This window comes from Fimbriimonas sp. LA-C6 (assembly GCF_055398105.1).
Map to the genome: position 1 here is coordinate 423,862 of NZ_AP038796.1, position 24,021 is coordinate 447,882.

23 protein-coding genes and 1 tRNA gene are annotated in these 24,021 nt (G+C 53.7%); 17 read left to right on the forward strand and 7 right to left on the reverse strand.

What is annotated here, in order from left to right; translation table 11 throughout:
• Positions 1–93: 93 nt before the first annotated feature.
• Positions 94–1,299: a DNA glycosylase AlkZ-like family protein gene (locus tag ACZ51B_RS02040; protein ID WP_464295566.1), complete on the forward strand. Its 1,206-nt coding sequence runs from the start codon at positions 94–96 to the stop codon at positions 1,297–1,299.
• Here the strand turns inward: ACZ51B_RS02040 and ACZ51B_RS02045 are convergent.
• The 3 genes from ACZ51B_RS02045 to ACZ51B_RS02055 form a co-directional block, all read right to left on the reverse strand.
• Positions 1,296–1,535: a hypothetical protein gene (locus ACZ51B_RS02045; protein WP_464295567.1), complete on the reverse strand. Its 240-nt coding sequence runs from the start codon at positions 1,533–1,535 to the stop codon at positions 1,296–1,298. The genes ACZ51B_RS02040 and ACZ51B_RS02045 overlap by 4 nt on opposite strands.
• A 67-nt stretch (positions 1,536–1,602) precedes the next feature.
• The gene (locus ACZ51B_RS02050) at positions 1,603–3,108 is read right to left on the reverse strand and encodes a M56 family metallopeptidase (protein ID WP_464295568.1); all 1,506 of its coding nucleotides are present in this window, start codon (positions 3,106–3,108) and stop codon (positions 1,603–1,605) included.
• Complete coding sequence (locus ACZ51B_RS02055; RefSeq protein ID WP_464295569.1) at positions 3,105–3,497, reverse strand: BlaI/MecI/CopY family transcriptional regulator; 393 nt, start codon at positions 3,495–3,497, stop codon at positions 3,105–3,107. The genes ACZ51B_RS02050 and ACZ51B_RS02055 overlap by 4 nt, the downstream gene beginning before the upstream one ends.
• Before the next feature lie 127 nt (positions 3,498–3,624).
• On the opposite strand from ACZ51B_RS02055, the gene ACZ51B_RS02060 reads away from it, so the two are divergent.
• The 3 genes from ACZ51B_RS02060 (at position 3,625) to ACZ51B_RS02070 (ending at position 5,387) form a co-directional block, all read left to right on the forward strand.
• The gene (locus ACZ51B_RS02060) at positions 3,625–4,104 is read left to right on the forward strand and encodes a GNAT family N-acetyltransferase (protein WP_464295570.1); all 480 of its coding nucleotides are present in this window, start codon (positions 3,625–3,627) and stop codon (positions 4,102–4,104) included.
• 61 nt (positions 4,105–4,165) lie between these two features.
• Complete coding sequence (locus tag ACZ51B_RS02065; protein ID WP_464295571.1) at positions 4,166–4,312, forward strand: lmo0937 family membrane protein; 147 nt, start codon at positions 4,166–4,168, stop codon at positions 4,310–4,312.
• A gap of 136 nt (positions 4,313–4,448) precedes the next feature.
• Positions 4,449–5,387 carry a c-type cytochrome domain-containing protein gene (locus ACZ51B_RS02070; RefSeq protein ID WP_464295572.1) on the forward strand — a complete coding sequence of 313 codons (939 nt, stop codon included), beginning with the start codon at positions 4,449–4,451 and terminating at the stop codon, positions 5,385–5,387.
• A 52-nt stretch (positions 5,388–5,439) separates the two neighbouring features.
• Here ACZ51B_RS02070 and ACZ51B_RS02075 read toward each other — a convergent pair whose 3' ends face one another.
• Both ACZ51B_RS02075 and ACZ51B_RS02080 read right to left on the reverse strand, forming a co-directional pair.
• Entirely contained in the window at positions 5,440–8,520 is a 3,081-nt protein-coding gene (locus tag ACZ51B_RS02075) for a family 78 glycoside hydrolase catalytic domain (protein WP_464295573.1), read from the reverse strand.
• 39 nt (positions 8,521–8,559) lie between these two features.
• Complete coding sequence (locus ACZ51B_RS02080; RefSeq protein WP_464295574.1) at positions 8,560–9,966, reverse strand: glycoside hydrolase family 10-like protein; 1,407 nt, start codon at positions 9,964–9,966, stop codon at positions 8,560–8,562.
• Between the two features lie 76 nt (positions 9,967–10,042).
• Here ACZ51B_RS02080 and ACZ51B_RS02085 point away from each other — a divergent pair, with 76 nt between their 5' ends.
• The 5 genes from ACZ51B_RS02085 to ACZ51B_RS02105 all read left to right on the forward strand — a co-directional run bounded on the left by ACZ51B_RS02085 (position 10,043) and on the right by ACZ51B_RS02105 (position 13,144).
• Positions 10,043–10,564, forward strand: coding sequence for an LmeA family phospholipid-binding protein (locus tag ACZ51B_RS02085; protein WP_464295575.1), 522 nt, complete (start codon positions 10,043–10,045; stop codon positions 10,562–10,564).
• A gap of 25 nt (positions 10,565–10,589) precedes the next feature.
• Positions 10,590–10,675, forward strand: a tRNA-Leu gene (locus ACZ51B_RS02090).
• Positions 10,676–10,741: 66 nt separating this feature from the next.
• Entirely contained in the window at positions 10,742–11,488 is a 747-nt protein-coding gene (locus ACZ51B_RS02095) for a hypothetical protein (protein ID WP_464295576.1), read from the forward strand.
• Between the two features lie 29 nt (positions 11,489–11,517).
• On the forward strand, positions 11,518–12,285 hold the full coding sequence (locus ACZ51B_RS02100) for a hypothetical protein (RefSeq protein WP_464295577.1): 768 nt from the start codon (positions 11,518–11,520) through the stop codon (positions 12,283–12,285).
• Between the two features lie 94 nt (positions 12,286–12,379).
• On the forward strand, positions 12,380–13,144 hold the full coding sequence (locus tag ACZ51B_RS02105; RefSeq protein WP_464295578.1) for a hypothetical protein: 765 nt from the start codon (positions 12,380–12,382) through the stop codon (positions 13,142–13,144).
• 69 nt (positions 13,145–13,213) lie between these two features.
• On the opposite strand, the gene ACZ51B_RS02110 is transcribed toward ACZ51B_RS02105, so the two are convergent.
• Positions 13,214–14,206 carry a YncE family protein gene (locus ACZ51B_RS02110; protein WP_464295579.1) on the reverse strand — a complete coding sequence of 331 codons (993 nt, stop codon included), beginning with the start codon at positions 14,204–14,206 and terminating at the stop codon, positions 13,214–13,216.
• Between the two features lie 128 nt (positions 14,207–14,334).
• Between ACZ51B_RS02110 and ACZ51B_RS02115 the strand changes: the two genes are divergently transcribed.
• A complete protein-coding gene (locus tag ACZ51B_RS02115; protein WP_464295580.1) occupies positions 14,335–14,682 on the forward strand; it encodes a PadR family transcriptional regulator in 348 nt (115 codons plus the stop codon).
• Entirely contained in the window at positions 14,666–15,697 is a 1,032-nt protein-coding gene (locus ACZ51B_RS02120; RefSeq protein ID WP_464295581.1) for a hypothetical protein, read from the forward strand. The genes ACZ51B_RS02115 and ACZ51B_RS02120 overlap by 17 nt, the downstream gene beginning before the upstream one ends.
• A 24-nt stretch (positions 15,698–15,721) precedes the next feature.
• Here the strand turns inward: ACZ51B_RS02120 and ACZ51B_RS02125 are convergent, their stop codons facing one another.
• Positions 15,722–18,355, reverse strand: a complete 2,634-nt coding sequence (locus ACZ51B_RS02125) for a WD40/YVTN/BNR-like repeat-containing protein (protein ID WP_464295582.1) — start codon at positions 18,353–18,355, stop codon at positions 15,722–15,724.
• A gap of 154 nt (positions 18,356–18,509) precedes the next feature.
• Here ACZ51B_RS02125 and ACZ51B_RS02130 point away from each other — a divergent pair, with 154 nt between their 5' ends.
• The 6 genes from ACZ51B_RS02130 (at position 18,510) to ACZ51B_RS02155 (ending at position 24,021) form a co-directional block, all read left to right on the forward strand.
• Positions 18,510–19,703: an acyl-CoA dehydrogenase family protein gene (locus tag ACZ51B_RS02130; protein WP_464295583.1), complete on the forward strand. Its 1,194-nt coding sequence runs from the start codon at positions 18,510–18,512 to the stop codon at positions 19,701–19,703.
• A gap of 107 nt (positions 19,704–19,810) precedes the next feature.
• The gene (locus ACZ51B_RS02135) at positions 19,811–20,194 is read left to right on the forward strand and encodes a hypothetical protein (protein ID WP_464295584.1); all 384 of its coding nucleotides are present in this window, start codon (positions 19,811–19,813) and stop codon (positions 20,192–20,194) included.
• A gap of 128 nt (positions 20,195–20,322) precedes the next feature.
• A complete protein-coding gene (locus ACZ51B_RS02140; RefSeq protein ID WP_464295585.1) occupies positions 20,323–20,664 on the forward strand; it encodes an Acb2/Tad1 domain-containing protein in 342 nt (113 codons plus the stop codon).
• A gap of 63 nt (positions 20,665–20,727) precedes the next feature.
• Positions 20,728–22,503: a M61 family metallopeptidase gene (locus ACZ51B_RS02145; protein WP_464295586.1), complete on the forward strand. Its 1,776-nt coding sequence runs from the start codon at positions 20,728–20,730 to the stop codon at positions 22,501–22,503.
• Between the two features lie 129 nt (positions 22,504–22,632).
• On the forward strand, positions 22,633–23,598 hold the full coding sequence (locus tag ACZ51B_RS02150) for an STN domain-containing protein (RefSeq protein WP_464295587.1): 966 nt from the start codon (positions 22,633–22,635) through the stop codon (positions 23,596–23,598).
• A 48-nt stretch (positions 23,599–23,646) separates the two neighbouring features.
• Entirely contained in the window at positions 23,647–24,021 is a 375-nt protein-coding gene (locus ACZ51B_RS02155) for a DUF423 domain-containing protein (RefSeq protein WP_464295588.1), read from the forward strand.

Genomic DNA, 24,021 nt, shown 5'->3' on the forward strand with positions numbered 1-24,021 from the left:
CCATTCACCGAATACTGACCTCACCTAACACTACTTTCAAAGGTTATAGAGTTCTTACATAGAGCAACTGAATCACTGTATCCTAGTCTTCAAATGGATGCGGCTGCTCTTCGGGCTTGGTGGGCTTATCGGCAGGGGTTGGATGGGGCTCTTGTGGGGGTGACGAATCGGGAGGCTTTACTTTGTGCTGGGTGGAGTCGGTCGGTTGCTGGGGCTAATCCTTATGTGACGCTTTTCTCCCGGAATGGGGCTACTCGGGAACAGATTGATGGCGACGTGGCTTCAGTAGAGATACATGAACTTCCCTCTGCGCGTGGGTGTACTTATGTGCTTCCTCGCGAGCATTTTGCTCTCGGTCTGGCCGTGGCTCGGGGGTTTGGGGAGAGTGCGGAGATTGCGGGCGCGAAGAAGTTCCTGGGGGTTACGGAGGAGGAGTTGGTGCGGCTGGAGGAGGCTACTTTAGCGGTTCTTCAGAAGGAGGCGTTGGATCCGAAGCAGATTAAGGAGTTGGTGGGGGACGCCTCGCGGAATCTTGGGGCTGAGGGGAAAAAGCGTGGGGTTACAACCACGTTACCGCTGGCCTTGGGACGCATGCAAACGGATGGGAAGATTCGGCGCGTTCCGACTGATGGACGGCTGGACCAGCAAAGGTACAAATATATTGCATGGGAACCGAATCCGGTTCTGGCACAATCGCTCTCGCCCGAAGAAGCGTTTGTGGAGCTTGCCCGACTGTATTTCCGTTGGATTGGGCCCGCGACTTTGGCGCAGTTCCGGTGGTTCTCTGGGTTGGGTGTGAAGCTGGCGAACGACGCTACGGCTTCGCTTGGGCTAGTTCCGATTGAAGCGGGTTCGGAACTGTTGATTTTGCCTGAGCAGTTAGATGATCTGCATGCGTTCCGCGTGCCGTCTGAGCCCAATTATCGGTTAGTTGCGGGGCTGGATTCGCTGTTTATGCTTAAGCGCGACGTGGTGTCGTTTACGAGCGCTGAGGATCTGGAGCGGCAGGCGGCAACTGGTAAGGGGCTGCAGGCGCTGGGAAATCTTCAGGAATTGTCTTCCAATGCGATTGTGGATCGGGGGCGGATTGTTGGACTTTGGGAGTACGAACCTAGTTCCCGCAGCATTGTTTGGACCAGCTTTGTTGAACGGAGTTCGGAGTTGAAGAAGGCCGTTGCTGAGATGGAGGAGCGGATTACTACGGAGCTTGGGGACTGTCGAGCGTTTAGTCTGGACAGCCCGGAGAGTAGAGTTCCCAACCTGAATGCGCTGAGAACCCTGGCCGCACAAGAGGCTTAAGAGTTGTACTCCTTTGCCTCGTCTGTTTCGAGATAGGCGAGGACTTGATCGAGCCCTTCACCGGACTCCCAGAGGAAACCTTTTTCATTGACCACCCAAAATTCGTATCCATCGAAGTAGGGTGGGGCAAATCTTACGATGCGAAATTTGCCTACGGTTTCGAGGATTTCGAACTCCGTTTTGATGTCTGACAGGTTCCGTATCACCTGCGATGCACTGGGATAGTTGTTGTTCATAGGAAGGCAACCCCCTCACTTCTGTTCTACGTACGATGATGAACAACAACGCATCCCTGCTGCAGGTTTACCGACCCTTGGGTGGGTAGTTTGCAGGCAGTGGCTTGGACTTGGGCGAGCGCTTGTACTTCTTGGCTAGTTCTTTGTTCACCTTGTCGTGTGCGGTGCCTAACTGCTTGACGACGTGGCCGTCGCAGTAGTTGACCACGAAAATCTGATTTGGGTCGGGGAGTGACTCCACCCACATCGGGACCTCGGGAATTCTCATGGAATTGAGATCGACTCCGCCGACGTTTAGGTTGAACAGGAACTTCCCTCCTTTAACTGGTGATTCCAACAGGGTGGGATTCTTTAGATATGGCCTGATGAGCGACTTGACGGACGCCGTGTTTTGGACATAGGGGTACATGTTGTCGTAGTCGTTGGCGTACATGATGGTTGCCAGCCCGACCTGCTTGAGTCGGGATACAGACTGGCTGATCTGCTCCAGGCCGTATTTTTGTTGGGTTGGGGGTAGCGCCGACGCTTTGAAGGATGAGAGGACCGGGACCGCGAGGGCTGCGACACCGAGTGCGATGAGGACGTTGAGTGTGGTGAGGCCACGGGTTCTCTGCGCGGTGGAGAGAACGGATACGAGACGAGATTCGATTTTTGATTGAGTCATAACCGGAGTTCCTTTGAGGACAAGGGTTTGTCGTCGCTTGCCGAGTTCTGCAGCGATTTGGAGTAACTCATGTGCGTAATCGGAGGGCTTCATGCCTGTTCGAAGAACACAGTCGTCCGCAGCGAGTTCGGCATCCGCTCGCATGGCACGCGCGCTGAGCCAGGCGATTGGGTTGAACCAGAAGAGGGCGCAGGTGATCTCAGCTACCAAATGGCTGAGGTAGTCGCATCTGCGCACATGGGCGAGTTCGTGAAGCAGGACTGCTTCAAGTCGTTTTTCGGTCCAATCATCGGCGCTCTTGGGGAGTAGGATGATGGGGTTTCGCACTCCCCAAGTCATGGCGGTGACTGGTTGGTTGGTGAGGCTTTGGAGTAAGACCCATTTTTTGGTGACCCCGGACAGGTGTGAAAGGTGGTCTGTTTCCAGGTTCACAGCCGAGGTGCCAACGGTCTTCATGAGTTGTAGGGAGTAGAGACCGAAGGCCGTTCGCAGGAGATATGCCAGGGCGCCGACGAGCCATATGCCCAGGGACCAGGTGACGAATTGGTCTGAAAAAAGCTTGATGACGGCGGGGGACGAGGCGTCTTGGGGTTCTGGGGAGGTTGGTGCTGCGGTTTGGTCCGCGATGCGGGAGCCGGTGGTGATGTCGAAGGTCGTGGGAGCTTTCCTGGGTGTAACTCTTTGATCGTTGGTCCAGAGTGAGACGACGCTATGGGAGGGTGTCACCCAGGAGATGGCGGGGATTGTTAGAACGCTGACGAAGGCGCATAGCCAGATGAAGTGCCTCAGTGAAGCGCTGGAGCGGGTTAGGAGCTTGGTGATGCTGGCTGCAAGCGCGAGGATGAGGGTGGCTTTGGCGACCGATGCGAGTGCCCATAGGAGGATGGTGGTGGAAGTTGCTTCGATCATCTTCCCTGTTTCCTGGCTTGTTCGATCATTTCGCTGAGCCTTGCGAGTTGGTCGTCGGTGAGGTTGGATTCTTCTCGGTCGATGAGAGTGGCGACGACTCGCTCGATTGACCCTTCGAAGAAGTTCTCGATGACTCCCTCCATGACGGACTTGGCCATGTCTTGTTTGGAGACGACTGGCTCGTAGATGTACTTGGCTCCGTTGCGGGTGAAGCGGACGTGGCCTTTTTCGCAGAGGATGGTGAGCAGGGTGCGGACTGCCGTGTAGCTTGGGGCATCGGGGATGGCTTCGTGGATTTCCGCTGCTGACGCGCTTCCCAGTCGGTAGAGGGAGTGCATGATTTGGCGCTCTCTTCTGCTGAGTCCGTCTTGCTCGGGGTTGGCGCTCATTTGTCTTCACCTGCTCTCAACTGGAACATGCCAAAATATTGGCACACATTTTCTGAATTGCCAAGAGGAATTGCCAATTTTTTGGCACTTCTGTTTTCGGGTGTGATTGGTGTATGAAGAATGCACTTTGGCAAAGCATGTAACGGTTGAGCTTAAGCGCGTGCTGGGACCTACTGATGAGGTGGTTGAACTGCTTCGCGAGTTGGATGGGGAGTTGTCTTTGCACTATCCTCCTGAGCAGCGGCACGCGCTGTCTCTTGATGCCCTTTTTCAACCGCATATCCTGTTTTTCCAGGCTGAGGTTCTGGGAAAGGCGGTGGGTTGTGGCGGGGTGGGTTTGTTTGGGGACTTTGCTGAGTTGAAGCGGATGTATGTTCGCCCGGGGCTTCGTGGGCAGGGGGTTGCGGCGGCGTTGGTGGAACGTTTGGAGGCTGAGGCTAAGCGCCTTGGCTATAGCGTTATGCGTCTGGAGACAGGTGTTCATCAGATCGCGGCTATTCGTTTTTATGAGCGCTCAGGATATGTAAGATGCGGTGCTTTCGAGCCTTATTCGTCGAAGGATCCGCAATCTATTGCGACGAGTGTGTTCTTACAGAAAAGTATTTGAATGGCAGGTCCTTTGCGGATTCACGGAACTGGGGGTAGCAACCCTCCGTCCGAGTACGCAGATGCTAGAAACAATCATTGTCGTTCTGTTGATCCTGTGGCTCCTTGGTTTCTTTGTGGTTCACGTGGGATCTCTCATTCACTTTCTGCTCGTGGTGGCGCTTGTGGTGTTTATCGTGAGAATGCTGCAAGGCAGAAAGGCCGTGTAGCTGGCTTTTCTTTGCTCTTGCCGCATCACAACGTTCGGCAAGAGCAAATGCAATTTGATAACACGAAAGCTCGTTCATCTGTGGTGAACAATCGCTATAATGGGGCGTCTACAGCGTTTTTACGGTGATGAACTCTATGCGCATTCCATCTAAGTTTATGTATCTCTGCACTGCACCTATGATTGGTGCTGCAATTGTGGGTTTTGGCCAGGGCACGAATCCTCTCATTCAGGCACACGTGGAGAAGCTTCAGGCCACGCCAAGTCTGACCCTCAAGTTAAATGTGAACCGACTGGGTCTTGGGACTGAGGAAGATACGCTCAGCTTGGGTAAGCCTGGTTACCTTCGATGGGAGACGCCTAGCCAGCTTACGATTGTGAACGGCAGTTCCATTTTGAATGTGGACAAGAAGGCCAACACCTACACCGAAGAGGAAGCGACTCCTGAGAAGGTTCAGAAGATCGTTCGGGGCGACTTGCTCTGGGCTTGGTCTCCGATTATTGACAAGGCTTTTGGCAAGGACATCAAGTCTGCTGTGACCGGCAACGTTCGCAAGATTAAGGACGTTTCGGTTAAGGAAGTTGCCATTACTCGGGGTGAGCGAACGATGACTCTGATGATGGATGAGAACATCGGAATTGCTCGAGGTCTTTACTTCACTGTTGTGAAGGGCGAAGAGAAGCAGAACGTTTTGGTTTTGGCTACTAAGATTGAGTTTGGCAAGGAAGCTCCAGCAGCTGATAGCCTGATGCTGAAGCTGCCTGAAGGTGCCAAGAAGATCGAGAAGAGCGACATCACTACTTGGGAAGATGTGAAGGCTATCTTTGACGGTAGCTGTGGCGCCTGCCACGGTTCGGAGCGACCTAAGGAAGGCATAGACGTCACGAGCTATGCGGCGATTATGCGCGGCGGACGTGAGGGTGCGATTGTTGTTCCTGGAGATCCAGATGGCAGCAACCTTGTGCAAGTAATTTCTGGGAAGCGACGACCTGTGATGCCACCTCGCGGTGTGATGCCAAAGGACAAGATTGACCTGATCACCAAGTGGGTTAAAGACGGCTGCAAAGAGAAGTAAGCTTCTTTTTCACTGGGAGCCCGCGAATCTTTGATTCGCGGGCTCTTTTTGTTTAGTGGTGAGTGTCGATCTTGAAGTGTCCGCTGGAGAAATGGTGCGGGACGTATTGGGTTGAGGTGGGAAGCCACACGGTTGCAGTGGTGTTGGCGGGGATGACGAGGTCTAGTTTTAGGTGGCCGTCTTCTAGCTTCCAACTGCATTCGATACGGCCACGAATGGAGTCGTAACTTGCTTTGGCCCAAGTGACGCCGGGGACGATGTGCGGTTTGATTTCGATCTTCGAGAAGGCTGTTCCGGTTGGGTCTGGTTTGATGCCTACCAGTTCGCCATAGAACCACTCCATGATGTGGCCGAGCATGAAGTGGTTGAGAGAGTTGCGTTTGCCGTCCCAGCACTCGCCGAGTGTGGTCATACCGTTTTTGATTTGGTACCCATAGCCGGGTTTGTCTGATTGTCCGTGGATCTTCGCGACTAGGTCGGCTCTGCCATTTTGGGTCAGGGCATGGAGGATAGCCGGGTGACCGACTTCGCCCGCGCTGATCGCGTAGTTGGTGTGGTCTAGATCTGCGAGGAGTTGGGCGAAGACTTTGGGCTTGTCTATGTTATCGATGAGGCCCAGGTCGAGGGCGGTGGCCTGTGAAGACTGGGAACCTATTGTCCCGATCTTCCCTGTTTTGTAGGACAGAAATGCGATGTTGAAGGACTGCTTGGTTTGGAGGGCGAGAGCAGCGTACTTGGCGGAATCTGCTGCGTGGCCGCTGGTCTTGGCGAACTCGGATAGGGTCTTGGTGAGATAGTAGAGGTAGGCGGTGTCAGTGATGGCGACGGGGGTTCTTGGGTCGGTTCCGTCTCCGTCCCAGTCGCCTAGTCCGTTGGAGAGGATTCCGTGTTTGGCGCGGCTGTGGAGGTAATCGACGTACCGCTTCATGGTTGGGTAGTGCTCTCGGATGAGTGCTCCGTCTGCGTACCAGTCTCTCATGAAGCGTGGGAGTAGTAGGTAGGTTCCGCCCCACTCGATTGAGTCTCGGAAGCCATCCGCGTAGATGAAGTACTCCGGTGCCATGGTGGGGACCATGCCGTTGGGTTGTTGGGTGTCGCGGATATCTTGCACTGTCTTGCGGAAGAGCGTGCTCATGTCGTAGGTGTACATGAGGCCTGCACCCACCAGGTGATCCTGCTCTAGCCAGCCGCTTTTTTCTCGGTGTGGGCAGTCCGTTAGGATACTGACCATATTGCTACGCATGGCCCAACGGATGATCTCGTGGGTTTTGTTGAAGAGATTGTTCGAGCACTCGAAGTCGCCGACAGGCTTGGCTGAGCTGTGAACGAGGAGGCCTTTGAAATCTACGAGGAGCGAGCGGGGGTTGGTGACGCGACCGTATTGGTCGGTTGCCTCGACTTGCCAGTAGCGGCAGCCGGTGTACCAGAAGGTTGGGTGCCAGGTCTCGGCGGTGCCACCTTTCAGGGTGTATTGCACGTGCTTCCCTGCTCTCATGGAGTTCTGGTTGACCGTGCCGTCTGGGTTCAACCACTCTGCAGGCCAAAGCCGAACTTGTGAGCCCGCTGCCCCCATGACCTTGATTTCTGGGATGTAGGGAGCATTCTGGCCGAGGTCCAAGACTAGGAGATTGGGTCTTGGGGTGGTTGAGTTGACACTCTTGCGGACTTCGATTACTCGGACGGGTGGTGCGGAGTGGGTGAGACCGACGAGGGACTCTGAGGGCTGTGCGACGACGAGGGCTGCTTTCCAGTTGTTGGCTTTGAAGTTGGGTCCGTCCCAGCCTATTTGTTCGTTGCGGGCGTCCCAGTCTTCGCCTCCGTAGACGCCGGAGTAGGTTGAAGGGCTTGTGTGGACTTTCCAGGAACCATCTGTGCAGATTAGTTGTCGTGTTCCGTCGACGTATTCCAGTTGAAGCTGGCAGATGGCTTTGGAGGCGCCGAGGCTTCCGGGGGTTTGGGCGCCGCGTAGGTCGCCGCTCATGTCGTAGAAGCCGTTGCCCACATGGAGTGCGAGGGCGTTTTTGCCTGACCGGAGCATCTTGGTGACGTCGTAGGAGTCAGCGATTGTGGTTTTCTTGTATTGGGTCCAGCCTGGGGTCAGCCAGTCGTTGCCGACCTTGGCACCGTTGATGCGCATCTCGTATTGGCCGACGCCTGTTACGAAGCAGAGAGCGCGTCGTATTCGCTTGGGGATGGTGATCTCTTTGCGCGCGTAAAAGGTGGAGGATGGGTCTGAGCGGGAGATGGATCCGTCTGTGAGGCCGAGCTTGGTCCAGCCGTTGTCTTCGACTGAGTCGAGAGCTGTGACGGGTGCGCCTAGCGCTACGTTCTTTCCGCCTGAAATGACTTGCAGTTCTGAGATGGCAAAGCAACCGACACCGTCGTGGCGGGTGCTCATTTTGGTGCAAAGGACGCGCACGTATCTGGCTTGTATGCTCTTCTTGATATCGACCGGCTGGTCCGAAGGTGGGACGATGTTGGGGCCGAGGTCTTGGGAGGCGACTACTTGGCGGAAGTCTTGGTCGTTTGAATACTGAACGGTAAGTGATTTAGGGAATGCAAAGACCGACTGGTTATCGTGGAAGCGTACTGGGAAGAGAGAGACTTTCTCGATTTTGCGGACGGCTCCGAGATCTACTTGCACCCACTTTTGAGCGTCTAAATCCTTTGTAGGCTGGGCATGAAAGCCGAGGTTTCCGGAGGACGGTGAACCCGTGTTGATGGCGATCCATTTTGCTTTCCAATCGGACTTGTTCAGGAGGTGCGTGGTCCAGGTGTTGATGGTGCTCCAATCTGAAGGGTGGCCCTTGAAGTCCCAAGATCGCACTCGCCAGAAGGCTTGTTGGGTGCTTTGGAGTGGCTTGCCTTTGTAGGGGCGTTGCAGGGTTTCTGACGACTGGACTTTGCCGGAATCCCAAAGGTCTGCTTTGCCACCTTTTAGTCCCAGGAGTGTGGTGGCTACTTGGATTTGGTAGGCCGTCTGCTTCTGTCCTTTTTCTGGAGAGGTCACGATCCACGAGAGGTTGGGGCGTGACACGTCTATCCCAACTGGGTTGGTCCAGGATTCGCACTGGAGATTCTCAACGTGTAGGCCAGAGACACCGACAGAACAAATTAATAGAAGACTGATCATATTGACGCGGACACCCCGTGATGACGCGATCAGTCTAGCTCATCTCAGGGGAACGATAGAAGACATCTTGCCAAGCCGGTTGACTGCAGCTACTCGAACCTCTTTGAGATCGCCTATTGCGAGGGACTTGGGCGGCGTGATGTTGGAGTAGCCGCCGGGGAGAACGCGTGTGGTCCACGTTTCACCGTACTTGAGCCAGACGACGTACCAGAAGGCGGGGTGTTTTTCGGAGTGTTCCCAGGCGTAGGAGCCTTCACCAGCTTCGGCTTTGATTGGGGCGTCTGCGGGTGGGGCGCTGAGCCATGTGGTTTCTGGGGGGATGGCGTCTTGGGAGTAGGCCTCGCCACGGAGCGCGTCGGCTACTCCGCCTGCATTGAGAGAGAGGGCCTTCATGCTGAAGTGAACGTGTCCGGTTGCGCCTTGTGTTTGGCGTGTAAGCAGCACTTGGTTGACCACCTCTTGGGTGGTGTACATGGGCTTGGCTTCGCCTGGGATGATTCGGCTGGTGAAGAGACCTGGCCAGATGTGCCTGCCCATGGCGTTTTGGGAGATCCACCAGTTGAGGAGGACGGGATAGCTTTGTGGCTTTTGGTTGATGGCCCAGTAGAGTTGCGGGGTGAGGTAGTCACACCAACCGTGTTGCAGCCACTTGAGAGGGTCGGCGTAGAGTTCGGCGTATTGGTCTACTCCTGAACGGATTCCTTGCGGGATTCCTGGACGGTACACGCCGAAGGGGCTGATGCCGAACTTTACCCAAGGTTTGATTTTGTGGATTCCCGTGTAGAGGTTGGAGACGAGATCGTCGACATTTTTCCGTCGCCAGTCCGACTTGGAAAGTCCTTTGCCGTATTTCGCGTAGCTGCTTGCATCGGGGAATTCGATTCCCTTTTCTGGGTAGGGGTAGAAGTAGTCGTCGATGTGAACGCCGTCGATGTCGTAGCGCCGGACGACGTCTTCGACCACATTGAGGGTTCGTTTTTGGACGAGTGGTTCGCCTGGGTCCATCCAGAGGAGCTTGCCGTACTGTTTTACGACTCCTGGGTTCTTTTTGGCGATGTGGGAGGGTGCGAGTTGGCCTTTGGCTGTTGGGTGTTTTGCTCGGTAGGGGTTGAACCAGCAGTGGAGTTCCAGGCCGCGCTTGTGGGCTTCGGTTACTGCGAATTCTAGTGGATCGTAAGACGGGTTGGGGCGCTTGCCTTGTTTGTTGGTGAGGTACTCCGACCAGGGTTCGAACTTGCTGGCGTACATGGCGTCTGCCGCTGGGCGGACCTGGAAGATGATGGCGTTTAGGTTGAGTGTGACGGCCCGATCTAGGATTCGGATCATCTCGTCTTTTTGAACCTCGGTGGAGAGGGTGCGCTTGGAGGGCCAGTCGATGTTATCGACCGTGGCGACCCAGGCTGCTCTGAACTCGCGTTGCACTTCTGGCAGGGGATCTTGCTGCATCACGACCGGGAACAGGAGCATAAACATGGGCTTAGGTCATTGTAACCTTGCGTTCCCCCGGTATTGTTATGTTCACATGAGTTCAACAGAGACCTTAGACGTTGGCAGCCTAACTGCGGAGTTGCGAAACGTGAAGTTACCGATGGGGCTAATGGTTGATCGGGTGCTGATTCGCGGGTCGCAGCTTCACCTTGAGAAGGATCCTTTTAAGGTTGAGATCACCCAGCCGGGTCAGATTGAGGCGACTGTAACGGCCGAGGCTTTGGCTGCTTTTCTTGAGCTTCAGGCTCCTGCAGGTTTGAAGAATTTCCAGATCGAGATTCGCGATCAGAAGGTGTATGTGACTGCGGTCAAAGTGATGATCGTGGAGATGAAGGCTTATGCAGTGGCCAAGATTCGGATTGTTAATGAGAAGGAGCTTTTCATTGACTTGGAATCGGTGGACATTATGGGGGCGGGGGCTAAGAACTTGGTTCAATCGCAGTTGGATAAGTTGAATCCGGTGCTGAATAGCAGTGACCTTCCTTTTGATGCGCGGCTTCAAAGTGTGGATGCAGATGCTGGATGTTTGGTCATGAAGGGCACGATCGCTCCATAAATCGGGTACGATTTATGCCTCGGTTGGGCGAGTGGCGAAATTGGTATACGCGCCAGGTTTAGGTTCTGGTCCTGATAAGGGGTGTGGGTTCGAGTCCCTCCTCGCCCACCAAACTTCTTACGAAGTTTTCTTCTCTTCCCTTCTTTGAATTGTCGATGAGGCGTTCATACTGAGGCGATGATTCCCCTGCTAACGCTTGCAGTCGTTTTGCTGCCCTCATCTCGATCTGTTTTGGTTCGGTTTAAGCCAAGCGTTGGTACGCATTTGACGACTCACACGAAACGTACGAGCTTTGAAGTAGGAACGCGGGATGAGAATCGCGTGGCTGAAGAGTTCAAGATCTCCACGATCGTGACTGGGAATAAGGCTGGGTTCATCACAACCCGAAACGAAGTGAAGTCGTTCAGTAATGGTGCTGCAAGTTCTGAGTCGGAGGTCGTTGGTCGCAAGATAGAGATGACCTATAACTCTTTGTACGAACCAGTAAAGACCAAAGCGATTGATGAGGGTTACTTGACACAGACTTTGCTCCATCAAATCCCAACCCTGACTTCTCGCTTTGCTTTTCCCAACGACCCGGTGCATTTGGGATCCGTGTGGGGTAGAAAACTGGACCCTGACGTTCTTGTAAAGAAGGCGCTCCCAACTGCAAGTGCTGTTCCTGGTGGCAAGGTCGCCATCCAATCCAAGGTGGTTTCTTTAACAAACACCAAGATTCAGATTTCCTTACAGTTGGACGGTGAGTTTTCTGCAGACATCAAAGGAACCAAAGTGGTTACGAAGCTTTGGTCACGTGGAGTGATGACAGTTCGGTTATCTGATGGCGTACCTCTTTATACTAAGCTTGACTCCAACACTCGCACAACGATTGCTCAGCATTCCGATGTGAAACAGATCGTCCACGTTGAGTCGACTACCCACTAGTTCTAGCGGCCAGCATCCATAATGGTGAGATGCTCGCACTTATTCCGTTAAGCCTTGTCTTGGCTCAGACTCAGACTGGCGTTTTGCTTCGTTACAATCCGCCGGTGGGTTCGCGTTTCAAACAGCACACTCAAATGACGATGAAGCAGTCGGCGCCTACGTTTGACATGAAGATGGAGCAAACCATGGACATGTCGACAGTTGTTCTGTCAAAGAAGGATGATCAGTTCACGCTTGAGTCGGTCATCGACTCGATGAAGATGACTTGGGATCCAGAGATGCCCGGCGTTGACGAAGCTGCCAAGAAGATGATTGGGACAAAGTCGCAGGTCACAATGGACTCTCTTGGGGTTGTACGCAGCGCAAAATCGCTTTCTGATGATCCTGTGGTCAAGGGCTCGGTCAAACAGATTACGGGTGCACTTGAAGGCTTTTCTTACCCAAAGACACCGGTAGAAGTAGGAAGCACTTGGACAGCTACTGTGGATCCGGGGAAAGTTATGGACGCCGCGTTGGGCACGGGTGTAACACCTAAGATCACCACAAAGTTGAATTTCCGGGTGATCAAGATCACCGATGCGACGATTGATATTGAAGTTCTGATGGATATGGTGACCAACATGGAGGCTGGCGGCATTAAGGTGACCGGAAAAGGCAATGGAAAGGGAGTTTGGACGATCTCGCGAGCTACAGGTCTATTCATCAAGACTACGTTATCTTCCAGAAACGAGATGACAGCGTCCAACAGCAGTGAGAAGCTCATTCGGGACATGAAGATCGTTACGACCATTCAGTAGGTCCTCGTTGTTGTGGGTTCCACTGGTGAACGTGCGGTGGAATCCACGGACCTTTGGCCTGTGCTTGTTGTGAAATAGCATCCATAATTCGATCATGGTTGCTCTCATCCCGATCACGGTTGCCCTTATTGGTGTTCCTCAGTCGATTACCCTTCGCTACAATCCTGCGCCTGGTGTGAAGTATCGACAGCGGATGGTCACAACGACTTCGCAGGCATTTGGCGCTCAGTCGATTAAGTCTGAGACGGACATGCGTACCACTATTCGCGTGGTTTCGAACGAGAACGGGGTTGTAACCCTCACCTCTGTTGTGGACAACTACACGATCAGCTCAGTTCCTTCGAATCCGGCCATTGGGGACTCCACTAAGAAGCTCAAGGGAATGAAGTGGCAGACGACCATGGACAACTTTGGGAACATTAAGGCGGTGAAGTCGCTCACTGAAGATCCTATGGCGAAGATGGTGGTTGGGGCCATGTCTGCTAGTTTGACGGGGCTCGATTTCCCGAAAGGACCGATTCATGTTGGTTCGACCTGGAAGACGAGTATGGATCCTGGCAAGGCCCTTGGCGGGATGCCTCAATCGGCGAACATTAAATCGACTGGCGTGATCACCATGAGCTTCAAGGTGGTCAAGATTGGCCCGTCTCTTGTTGACCTTGCTTGTGTGATGGGTGGAAATATGAACATGAGCATGGGTGAGATGAAGATGAAGATGGTCGTCAACGGGACCGGGGTTACCTCTGTGTACAAGTCGAACGGTGTCACCGCGAAGATGAACATGAAGGCTGGCTATAAGATGAACACGGGCGGACAAGCCATGTCTCAGCAGATGACAATTAACCTAACGACTCAGTAAGTTGTGTTTGGGCACTTGTGCTGCTGTTTGGAATGGGTAGCTTAGTTACCCATTCCTTCAATATGTTCGTTACTTGGGGCCGACGACTAGGATGGCGGCGGAGCCTGGGACCATCTTTGGGCGTCCGCTGGTGTTGTCTGAGGGCTGGGTATCGGCGCAGATGAGATAGATCAGGTGGGTCTTGGGGTCGAGTGTCATGGTTCGCGCTGACTTTTGGGTCTTGAGGGTCTGGACGACCCTTGTTCCTTGGATCACGGTGATGGTGCCGTCTTGTCCGTTGGAACTGAACGCTAGGTTCTGCTTTGGATCGAAGGCTGCGGCGTCTGGGCCGTCTCCTATTTTTGGCGTTCCGACCACCTTGCCAGTTTTGATGTTTAAGACCGTCATCATGTTGTTGTGGCAGGTGGAATAGATGAGACCGGCTTTCAGATCGAATGCTAACCCTGAGGGTTCCTCGCCGGGGGTGATTGGCATCTTGGCTACTGATGCGAGCTTGTTGATGTTCAGTTTCTCCACAAGGTTTTGATCTTCGATGTTCACGTAGACCATGCCTTTTCCATCGCTTGCTGGGAACTCGGGCTTGCCTGCCACTTTGATCGTACCGACCACTTTTCCAGCTACTGCATCGATCACCGAGACGTCTGAGCTGCGACCATTAAACGTGAGGACCTTCTTGGTGAAAGCATCGTAAAGGATCGCATCGGGGTTGCTGCCTACTGAGATCCGAGCAAGCGGTTTGAGAGACTTAAGGTCGAAGACAGTGACGCTGTTGTCTCTTCCGTTGCTGGTGTATCCCTTCCCTAACTTTGTGGCGAGGGCGATGCCGTGAACTCCAGGTGTGTTGGGGATGTCGCCAACGAGCCTTCCTGTTACCGTATCCATGACCATTACGTGGGTGCCCCGCGAGATGAAGAGGCGGTGGGAGTTTGAGTCCACGGTGAGATAGTCCCAACCGCCCTCGCTGCCGATTTTGATCTTCTTGAGGACGGAATACTGAGGAACTTGAGGTTTGATCGCAGTGATGCTCGAAACCATCAACAGGCTCAAAGGTGCTAGGAACATAAGGCAAGTATATGTCTCAGGGATTTTGAGCTTCTGTAACTTAGAGCTATTTAACTTAAGCCACTTTTTCTCAAATTTGGATGCACATCCAAATTTGATGTATTATGCATCCAACATGGAGGTATATCGTGGCATTTAAAAGCGACCTTGAGGCTCTCGTATTGGCTGTGTTGCACGAAAGCCCAGCTCATGGATACGAGATTGCTCGGCGGGTTAAGAGCTTGAGTTCCAGCGCTTTGGAGCTTGGGGAGAACCGGCTTTATCCGACTCTGAAGCAGTTGGAAGATGAGGGGCTGGTTTGTGCGAGTTGGGAGCAGCAGGAGGCACGCCCTCCTCGCAAGGTTTATCAGCTCACACCTGAGGGGCATGTTGCTCTGGACTCGAAGCGCTCTGCTTGGGTCCGATTTGCCGAGGCTGTGGATGCCGTTCTAGACCCTAACCAGAGGAGGAGGTTCCGCGATGGCAAGGCATCTTGAGTGGTATTTGGTGGAGCTTGAGCGGAAGCTGGACCGCGTGATGGGCGCTGAGGACACGCATACCCTGTTGATGCAGGCTGAGGACCATATTTGGTCGATCAAGGAAGAGCTGCTCAACGCGGGGATGGATGAGTTGAAGGCTGAGCAGGCGGCTGTTCAACGGTTTGGACGACTTGAGAACCTGACGGGAACTGAACCGGTGCGTCAGAGACGGAAGCGTGCGAACTGGACGGCGCCCCTGTTGGTGCTTCTCGGTTCGATGGGGATTTTGGGCGCTGCTTTGGTGGTGGGGACTTATAACTCCATTCTCATTGCTGCCGTTTTGAGTGTGATCGGACTGATTGTGGCCGCTCTTTTGTGCGCTCGACGTGGTGCGTTTCCGGGCCTGATGTTTGGCATTACCATGATTCTTGGGATGTCTGGACTGTCCTACATCGCTGCCGATAAGTTCATGGGTTATGACACCGGGTTTATTCGGAAGGGTGATGCGAAGAAGCTGGAAAATGCATTGTTGAAACATCAGGCTGAGGAACTAAATCTCACAAAAGTGGCCGAGAAAGCTGAGCGGATTTTTGCCGATCAGGAAGGTGCGGTAAGTCCTGAGATCATTCAAGACGCTAAGGGATATGCGATTCCAGAGTATTGGTATGCCTATCAATCACCGATGCGCTTTGCTCTTGGTCTACCTGTTTCTAGTGCATCGAACATGATTTTGAACTCTGGACGAAGGCTTGGACACACCCAGGACTTCATGGAGGCTTACACGGCGTGGGACCAATACTTCAAGGTGAGAGTGCACGATTGGAGCGAGTCCTATCGGGAACAGTGGTATGCGAATGCTCTGGCTGCCGTTCGTCAGAAGCAGCAATTTGAGTCTGATACGCTGTTTGCGGGTATCGGCATTGGGAGCGGGATTACGGCGATCTGGATGTTGATTGCGTTCCTCTTCAATCGCCTTGCGAGCTTTGAGATGCCTACTACCAAGGCGACTCATCGTAGAAGACGAGTCGCCTAGGCACTGCCGAGCTAGTTGCTCGCTCTATTCTTTTCCGGTGGTCGGTTCTTCGACTCGGACGGACGTGATGTAGTCCTTGCCATCTACGGTGAGGACTATTCGATAGTCACCGGGTGTTGCGATTCGGCCATCGATTCTTCCGTTCCAGGTGACGGTGTTGAGGCCAGCGACATTAGTTGAGCGCAACTCGTCGTTGGCTGTTCCATCGGGGGTTTCGATGACGAGTTTCACGTTCTTTGCGACGGCTTTCAGGTGATAGGAGATTCGGGTTCCTGGCTGCGTGTTTCGGGCAGTGTAGAGCCGGTCTCCTTCCCATTCGGCGGATGAGGTTCGACCCATCAGAAGCACGTTTTGCGGCTTGGCGAGCGTGACATCCATGGCGAGTTTGTTGCTCTCAAGAGCTTCGAGGCCACTGATGTCTAGTGTCCAGATGCTTCTTCCGTGGGTTCCAATGACGAGGTCCATGTCTCTTGGGTGAACCAGGAGGTCGTGGACGGCGACGGTTGGGAAGGTGTTTCGGATTCTGCCCCAGGTCTTGCCTGCATCGAGCGAGACTCGCAGTGACATCTCCGAGCCGAGGAAGAGAAGATCTGGGTTGGTGAGGCCTTCGCAGATGCAGTAGACGCTATCGAAATCGGGGAGTCCCGAGTTCAACTTGACCCAGGTTTTGCCGAGATCATCTGTTCGGTACACGTACGGCTTGAAGTCGTTGGAGCGGTGGCCATCGAAGGTGGCGTAGGCTCGATTGACGTTCCACTTGCTTGGCCAGACTCGGGAGCACCAGGTGTTTCTCGGAAGGTCTGGGATGTTTGCTGTCACGTTGGTCCAGGTGGTGCCGTCGTTTTGGGAGACGTGGACGAAGCCGTCGTCGGTGCCTACCCAGAGGAGTCCTTGTTTGAGAGGAGACTCGCCGAGGGTGATGATGGTGCAGTGCATCTCTGCGCCGGTGTTCTCGGGGGTGACGCTTAGTTTGCCTGGCTGGAGCTTCGTTGAATCGTTGGTGGTGAGATCTGGGGAGATCGCCTTCCAAGTGTCGCCACGGTCGATGCTCTTCATCAGGTAGTTCGCACCTGCGTAGATGGTTCGAGAGTTGTGTGGCGAGAGCTTGAACGGGGTGCTCCAGTTGAATCGGAGCTTGAGGCCTGTGCTTCGAGGTTGGATGTAGCGGGTGGCACCTGTTCTGATGTCGGCGCGCGTCATGGAGCCGCCTTGGCTTTCGCTGTAGACCGTTGTCCAATCGTTGGGGTCTACCTGGCAGTGGAAACCGTCGCCGCCGGGAAGGGCTAGGCTATCGAAGAACGAGATGCCGCCGTGCGTTGTTTGGGTGGGGATGCCCCAGGACTGGTTGTCTTGAAGTCCACCATAGATCCAGTACGGCTTTCGCATGTCGACTGCCACTGCGTAGAACTGGGCAATGGGCATTCCGTTGAGGTGGTCCCAGGTGACGGCTTTGTCGTGGCTGAAGCTGACTCCGCCATCGCAGCCGACGAGGATTTCGTTGCTGTTATTGGGATCGATCCAGAAGGCGTGGATGTCTGGGTGAAGGCTTCCAAAGGTGCCTGTGAAGGTTTTGCCCCCGTCTTTGCTGACGTTGAGGGAGTCGCCGCACACATAGATTCGATTTGAGTCGTTGGGATCGATCACTGGGAGGCTGAAATAAAACGGGCGAGGGTTGAGAGGGTTGATCTTGGTCCAGCTCTCTCCGCCGTCGGTGCTTTTGAACGTTCCGCCCCCTTCCCTAGCCGTTGCGCCTGCTTCTGGCTTCTTCCCTTCTGGTTTGTACTCGATGGTGGCGACGACGATCTTGGGGTCTTTTTGGAAGTAGGAGATGCCGATGCGTCCTAAGGGTGAAGTTGGGATGCCTTTAGTGACTTTGTGCCAGTTCTTACCGCTGTCGGTTGAACGGTAGAGACCGCCGCCCGGGCCACCGCTGATGAAGTCGTAGGGTTTTCGGAGCCGCTGCCACATGCCGCACAGCAGGTTTCGAGGGTTCTTGGGGTCCATCTTGAGTTCAATGGCACCCGTGTTGTCGTCGACTTTCAGAACTTGGGTCCAGGTGGCTCCGCCGTTGGTTGTTTTGTACACTCCGCGTTCTGGGTTGGAGCCCCAAAGTCGTCCGAGGGCTGCGACATAGACGATGTCGGGGTTGTTCGGATCGATGACGATCTTGCCGATATGCCTTGTCTCTGGAAGCCCCATGTTCTTCCAGGTTTTGCCGCCATCGGTTGATTTGTAGACACCGTCTCCCCATGCTACGGAGTTGCGGGATGTTGCTTCGCCAGTGCCTACCCATACGACGTCTGGATTGGAAGGTGCGACGGCGACTGCTCCGAGAGAAACTGAGGTTTCTTTTTCGAAGACGGGTTTGAAAGTGGTGCCCTTGTTCTCCGTTTTAAACAGGCCGCCGGATGCGGAGGCGACATAGAAGATTCGAGGGTCTTTTTCGAATACGGCGATGTCGGTAATTCGTCCGCCCATGTTGACGGGGCCAAGAGACCGCGGGTTGAGGCTTTGGGTGATAGATGACCAAGGCTCGGTGATCTGAAGTGCTTTGGCTTCTTCAACCACTTGCGCTGGTGGCACTGGCTTCTTTTTTTCGACCTGAGCGGTTGCAGAAGCGGCGAGGATAAGCGAGAGGAGGGCTAGACTAGTTTTCATCGATCAGCGAGGGTGATATACCCAATTCCAAGGTTTGTTCCTCGCTAGCTTAACAGGTGTCGGTTCGATCAGGAGCGTTGCGCAAAGTTTTTGCAAGAAACGCACATCAAATGGGGTCAGTGGCGAGAGAGCTTGGGACGGTAACCTATTAGGCATGGATTTCGCCCTCACAGCCGAGCACGAACTGATCCGCGAGATGGCCTATAAGTTTGGCCAGCAGGAGATCGTTCCAGATGTCATGACACGCGATCGCGAGGCGATTGCAGACCGCAAGATGTTGGAACGAATGGCCGAAGCCGGGATTACCGGTGTGAGCATTCCTGAGAAGTACAGCGGATCGGGCACGGACTATATTTCCTTAGGCATCGTTTGTGAAGAGCTAGAGCGAGCTGACACCAGCGCTCGCGTGGTGATGAGCGTTCACAGCGGTCTGCACTCGCTTACTTTGTTGCAATGGGGCACTGAGGAGCAGAAGCAGCGATGGTTACCTGCACTTGCGAAGGGCGAGCGGTTTGGTGCGTTTGGTCTGACTGAGCCTAACGCCGGCAGTGATGCTGCCAACATTCGGACCCGTGCCAAGAAAGATGGCGACAGCTACATTTTGAATGGCGAGAAGACTTGGATCAGCTTGGCCGATTATGCTGACCAGTTCCTCGTGATTTCGAAGCTTGAGAATGCTCCTGAGGGGACTGCCCCATATGCTGCGTTTGTGGTGGATCGCACCATGCCTGGGTTCCATAGCAAAGCGCTGCACGGCAAACTGGGTGTGCGAGCTGGTAACACCGGCCAGATCTTTTTTGAAGATGTGCGTGTGCCTGCTGAGAACCGCATTGGCGAAGATGGGGACGGGTTCAAGGTCGCTATGTCGGCTTTGGACCACGGACGCTATACCGTCGGTGCCGGAGCGGTTGGCATTATCACGGCTTGTTTGGACGCGTGCGTGAAGTATTGCCACGAGCGCAAGGTTGGGACTGAGGAGATCGGTCGCAAGCAGTTGGTTCAGCAGATGATTGCTGGGATGTCTTCGTCGCGCGATATTGGTCGGTTGCTTTACTACCAGGTTGGCTGGATGAAGAATGCTGGCTTACGGCACACGCGCGAGTGCTCTCTTTGTAAGTGGAAGAATTGTGAAGCTGCTTTCAAAGCTGCTAACGATGCGGTGGAGATTCACGGGGCTTATGGTTTCATTGATGAGTTCCCTGTTGAGCGGTACTTCCGAAACTCTCGTGGCGCCATGATCTATGAAGGCACTCATGAGATCCACACCATCATGCAGGCTGAATATGAGTTGGGCTATCGGTCTGACAAGCCGTTGAAGCACACGTTGCCTACTTGGCCGGTGGAATAGTTTTGGCGCAGGGTCTTCGGTGTCCTAGGACTTACTAGGTCTACTGAACACTGATGGTGGCCCTGCGTCTCCTCCCTCACTGAACCGAATTGGTGAAAGGGAGAACAATGAAAAAACTCAACGTACTATTCGCTACTGTCGCCGCTGCACTGATCACAACCTCCGCAATGGCTCAGGTTTCCACACCTACCCATCCTGCCGGCAAGAAGCATGTCAGCATCGAGCAGAGGGTAGACAAGATGGCCAAAGCTCTCAACCTGACCGAGAGGCAGGAGAAGGAGATCACCACGATTCTTCGAGACGAGCGAAAGCAGGCACAATCGATTCACAAGAACACGGCTCTTGCTCCGGACGTGAAGAAGGCGAAGCTTCAGCAGCTTCACAAGGATTCTAAAAACGCTATCAAGGCTCTTCTCACGAAGGAGCAGATTGCCAAGCTAAAAGCGATGCATCCGCATAAGGGTGGCACGGCTCACAAGATTCAGCCGTGATAACCTGTACTTACAAAAACACTGATCGCCCCATGCACATGTGCAGGGGCGATTAAGTTTTCTGAATTCTTTAAAACCATAGCCAATTTCGCCATTCAAAACGATACAGTGATGATAGGAGGAACGATATGAGTGAAAAAGCAGTGGTCCAACCGACAGGCGGCGAGCTTTTAGAGCGGGACTACATTCGAATTGTGTTCCACAAAGGCATCCCAGGCAATGTGGGGATCAATGGATGCCGGATCGAAGATCTGCTTGATATCGCCATTGAGCGATTGGAGCGATATCAGATGCAGGCTCTTGCGTGCGTTGAGAACGAGCGCGCGATTCAGCATCTTCAGACGGCTAAGGCAGCACTTCTTGAGCGGGTTGAACGCCGAAAGGAGCAAGGTGTGTTCCACACGTTGTCACAGCACGTGTCGACTCGAACGGAAGACGAAGTCCACGATTTTTCTGCAACGGGTGCCTAAAATCGGTCGATTCGTTGCAACAGTCTTGATTTATGACTACCATACGCATTAGCGTTGGTAGTCATGAAATTGAGATATCGCAGTCTTATTGCAATTGTTTCCAGTTTAGGCACAATCGGTACCGCTTCCCTTGCCCAAGCTGAAGTCGCCTACAAGATTTCCGCCACTGAAGGCAGTGATCGTGTGACGATCACCATGAAGATCCCTGTCAAGGGGATTGGCACTCAACTTGAGATGCCGAACTGGGCTCCTGGTCACTACGTTTTTGAGCAGTACGGTCGGAGGGTAACTGACTTTTCCGCGTTTGATGCTTCTGGCAAGCCCGTTGAGTTTGTCCACTCGGGCGAGAATGCGTGGCGCGTGCCGGGCATCAACGGTGGCGAGATCACCGTGAAGTATCAAGTGCCGTCTGCTACGGTGGATGGAGTGATGTCTCTTTCTGGGCCACAGATTTACATGTATGTGGTGGGGCGGCTTCAGGAGCCTTGTAAGGTCACACTGGACATTCCCGCAGGCTGGGATTCTGCGATTGGGATCGTTGGTCACGGGAAGGAGTTTCGGGCGAAGAACTACGATATCTTTGCGGACAACCCCATTTCTTTGGGCAAGTTTGTTCGTGATGAGTACGTCGCTTTTGGGAAGAAGCACGTGATCGCGCTCCGAGGAGCTGCTAAGTCTAAGGTTGATCGGCCTCATCTCGTGAAGGCTTGCAAGTTCGTTTCGGAGATGGCGGGGGACTTCTTTGGTGGGGTGCCCTACGACACTTACACCTGGCACTTCACGACTTTTGATGCTCCTGATGGTGCGGGTGGATTGGAACACTTGAGCAGCACACAGATTCAGCTGGCGTCTGGTGTTGGAGTCGGTTCGGTGGGTGTTCTCGCACATGAGTTCTTCCATTTGTGGAACGTGAAGCGGATTCGATCCAAGGTATTGGGGCCGTTCGATTACACTCAGTTGCCTCAGACGGGTGCGTTGTGGTGGCTAGAGGGTGTGGATGACTACTTTGCGCACAACCTTTTGCGGCGATATGGATGGACGGATAACACGCAGTACTTCAAGGAAGTCGTGGGCAATATCCGTTCGCAGACTCGGAATGCAGCGCACAAGGAGGTCTCGGCTTATGAGGCTAGCTATCGTGTGCGAGATGCGGCTGGCGGGCGCGGGAACAGCCAAGGCTATAAGATCAGCTACTACGACACAGGGCACATTCTAGGGCTTTGTTTGGACATTGAGCTGCTCTCGAAAACGAACGGTAAGCATTCGCTGGATGACGTGGAGAAGGCGCTCTTTAAGATGTGCAAAGACGATCAGCCTGGGTTTGAAGAGGGAGAGATTCGGAATCAGCTGGTTCGTTTTGGCGGGGCTTCCTTGGGTGAGTTTTATGACACCTATGTGATGAAGCCGGGTGAGTTGCCTTACGAAGCTCAGCTTGCAAAGGTCGGGCTTGAGGTTACGAGTAAGCCGACGAAGGTGATGGAGCTTGGCTTTAGGGGAACACCGGATCTTGATGCTAAAGGTGTCGTGCTGACGTCTGAGTACAAACCTGTGGGAGCGGAAGTGCTTCCGAAAGGAACGATCCTTTTGTCGCTGAACGATCACGTTTTTGAGAAGGACAGTGAGCGTGAAATGCGCCAGGCATTGAGGAACGTGACCGAGAAGCTGACGGCTGAAAGCAAACTGAGTTTGCGGGTTAAGTTGCCCGGAAGCAATGATATCAAGACGCTTACGGTTTCTCCTGTTGCGACGGAAACGACTTCCCTGCGGATTGAGCCTGTGAGTAATGCCAGCGCTGAGGCGGTGCATCTCCGGGACCTTTGGCTCTCTAAGAAGCGCTAAATTGGTGCCCGGTGCATGTTTTTTACGTGCACCGGGCACTTCTGGCATAGGATTGAACGTACCGCTTCTATCGCTTTTGCTATGCACAGGCAAAGGGGTGTTTTACGACCAAGCGGAGAATCAAGCACTATGGCATTTACGACTACTTTGAAACTGGCGGCGGCGGCTTTGGGCCTCACGACTGTAGGGCATGTTCAACAGGACCCATCCTTCGACTATCAGCTTGCTGTGCCTCACAACCAGGACCAGGTGAGCGCAACCTCGACTTCGTTTGATCAGCAAGAAGCTACTGCGACTACTGACTCGCAGGTGAAATCTGATAAGACGGTGAGTGTTCACTTCCGGTCTGCAAAAGTTGGAGAGGTTCTCGATTGGCTTCAGTCTGAGGGTGTTAGCTTCATCGTAAAGGATGCTGACCTCAAGGAAAAGACCGTCTCTTTGAACATTAAGGATCAGCCTATTGACGAAGTGATGGATGCTCTTGCTGAAGTGCTTGGCGGAGAGTGGAACGATCACCACGGCATCAAGGTTTTCACGAGCGAAAAGCCAGCGATCGTATTCGGCGGCCCCAGTGGGGTTAATGCCAGGGCTTTCAAGAAGAGCCGAGATAGCATCAATTTTCCTGCTCAGCCTGATTTTCCTGTAATGCCCGACGTGCCGTTCGACAACCAGGCGTTTACCCAGCAGTTCAACGATCCGAAGTTCAAGTCGGACATGCTGAAGATGCAGAAGAACATGGAGAAGATGTCGAAGGACCTGGTGCTCAACTTCAAGGCAGATAAGCTGAAAAGCGACTTTGATTCCGAGAAGTTTGCCAAGGAGTTCACGAAGAACTTCAATCCTGAGGTTTTCACCAAGTCGTTTAGTAAGGGGTTTGGTTCCACCAATTCCTTTAACTTCCAGACGACTAATGTTGATCAGTTCGTAAAGAGCCTGACGACGAAGCAGAAGGCGCTCCACAAGAAGCAGGGCTACCTCAAGGTGAGCGATCTCAGCTCGGCTCAGAAGAACATGCTTGGCATTTCAAAGAACTCGGGTCGCTACGAAATGCGATACACGAAAGACAAGCAGAGTATCGTCGTCAAGTCCAACTAGTGCGTTTCATGTCCCCGTCTTATGGCGGGGACATGTCATCCTCTATGTGTGGATAGAAGGTTCGTTTCGATTGGTGCAGCGTTCGCGTTTGTGGGCGTTGCTTGTGGCGCGTTTGGTACCCACTCGCTTAAGGATAAGCTCTCATCGGATATGCTAACCATCTGGCAGACGGGGAGCCAGTATCAGCTTCTCCATGCACTCGCGCTGTTTGCGCTCGGTGCGATTCTCACTGAAAACTCCCCCAAGCAGCTTCGGATAAGTGGGTGGCTCTTTACAGCCGGTATTTGCATCTTTAGCGGCAGTCTTTACCTACTTGCTGTCACTGGCGAAAAGAAATTGGGCGCGATTACTCCGATTGGTGGATTGTGTTTTCTGAGCGCTTGGGCCTTGATTGCTATTTACGCAACCAAGGCCAAGGCTTAG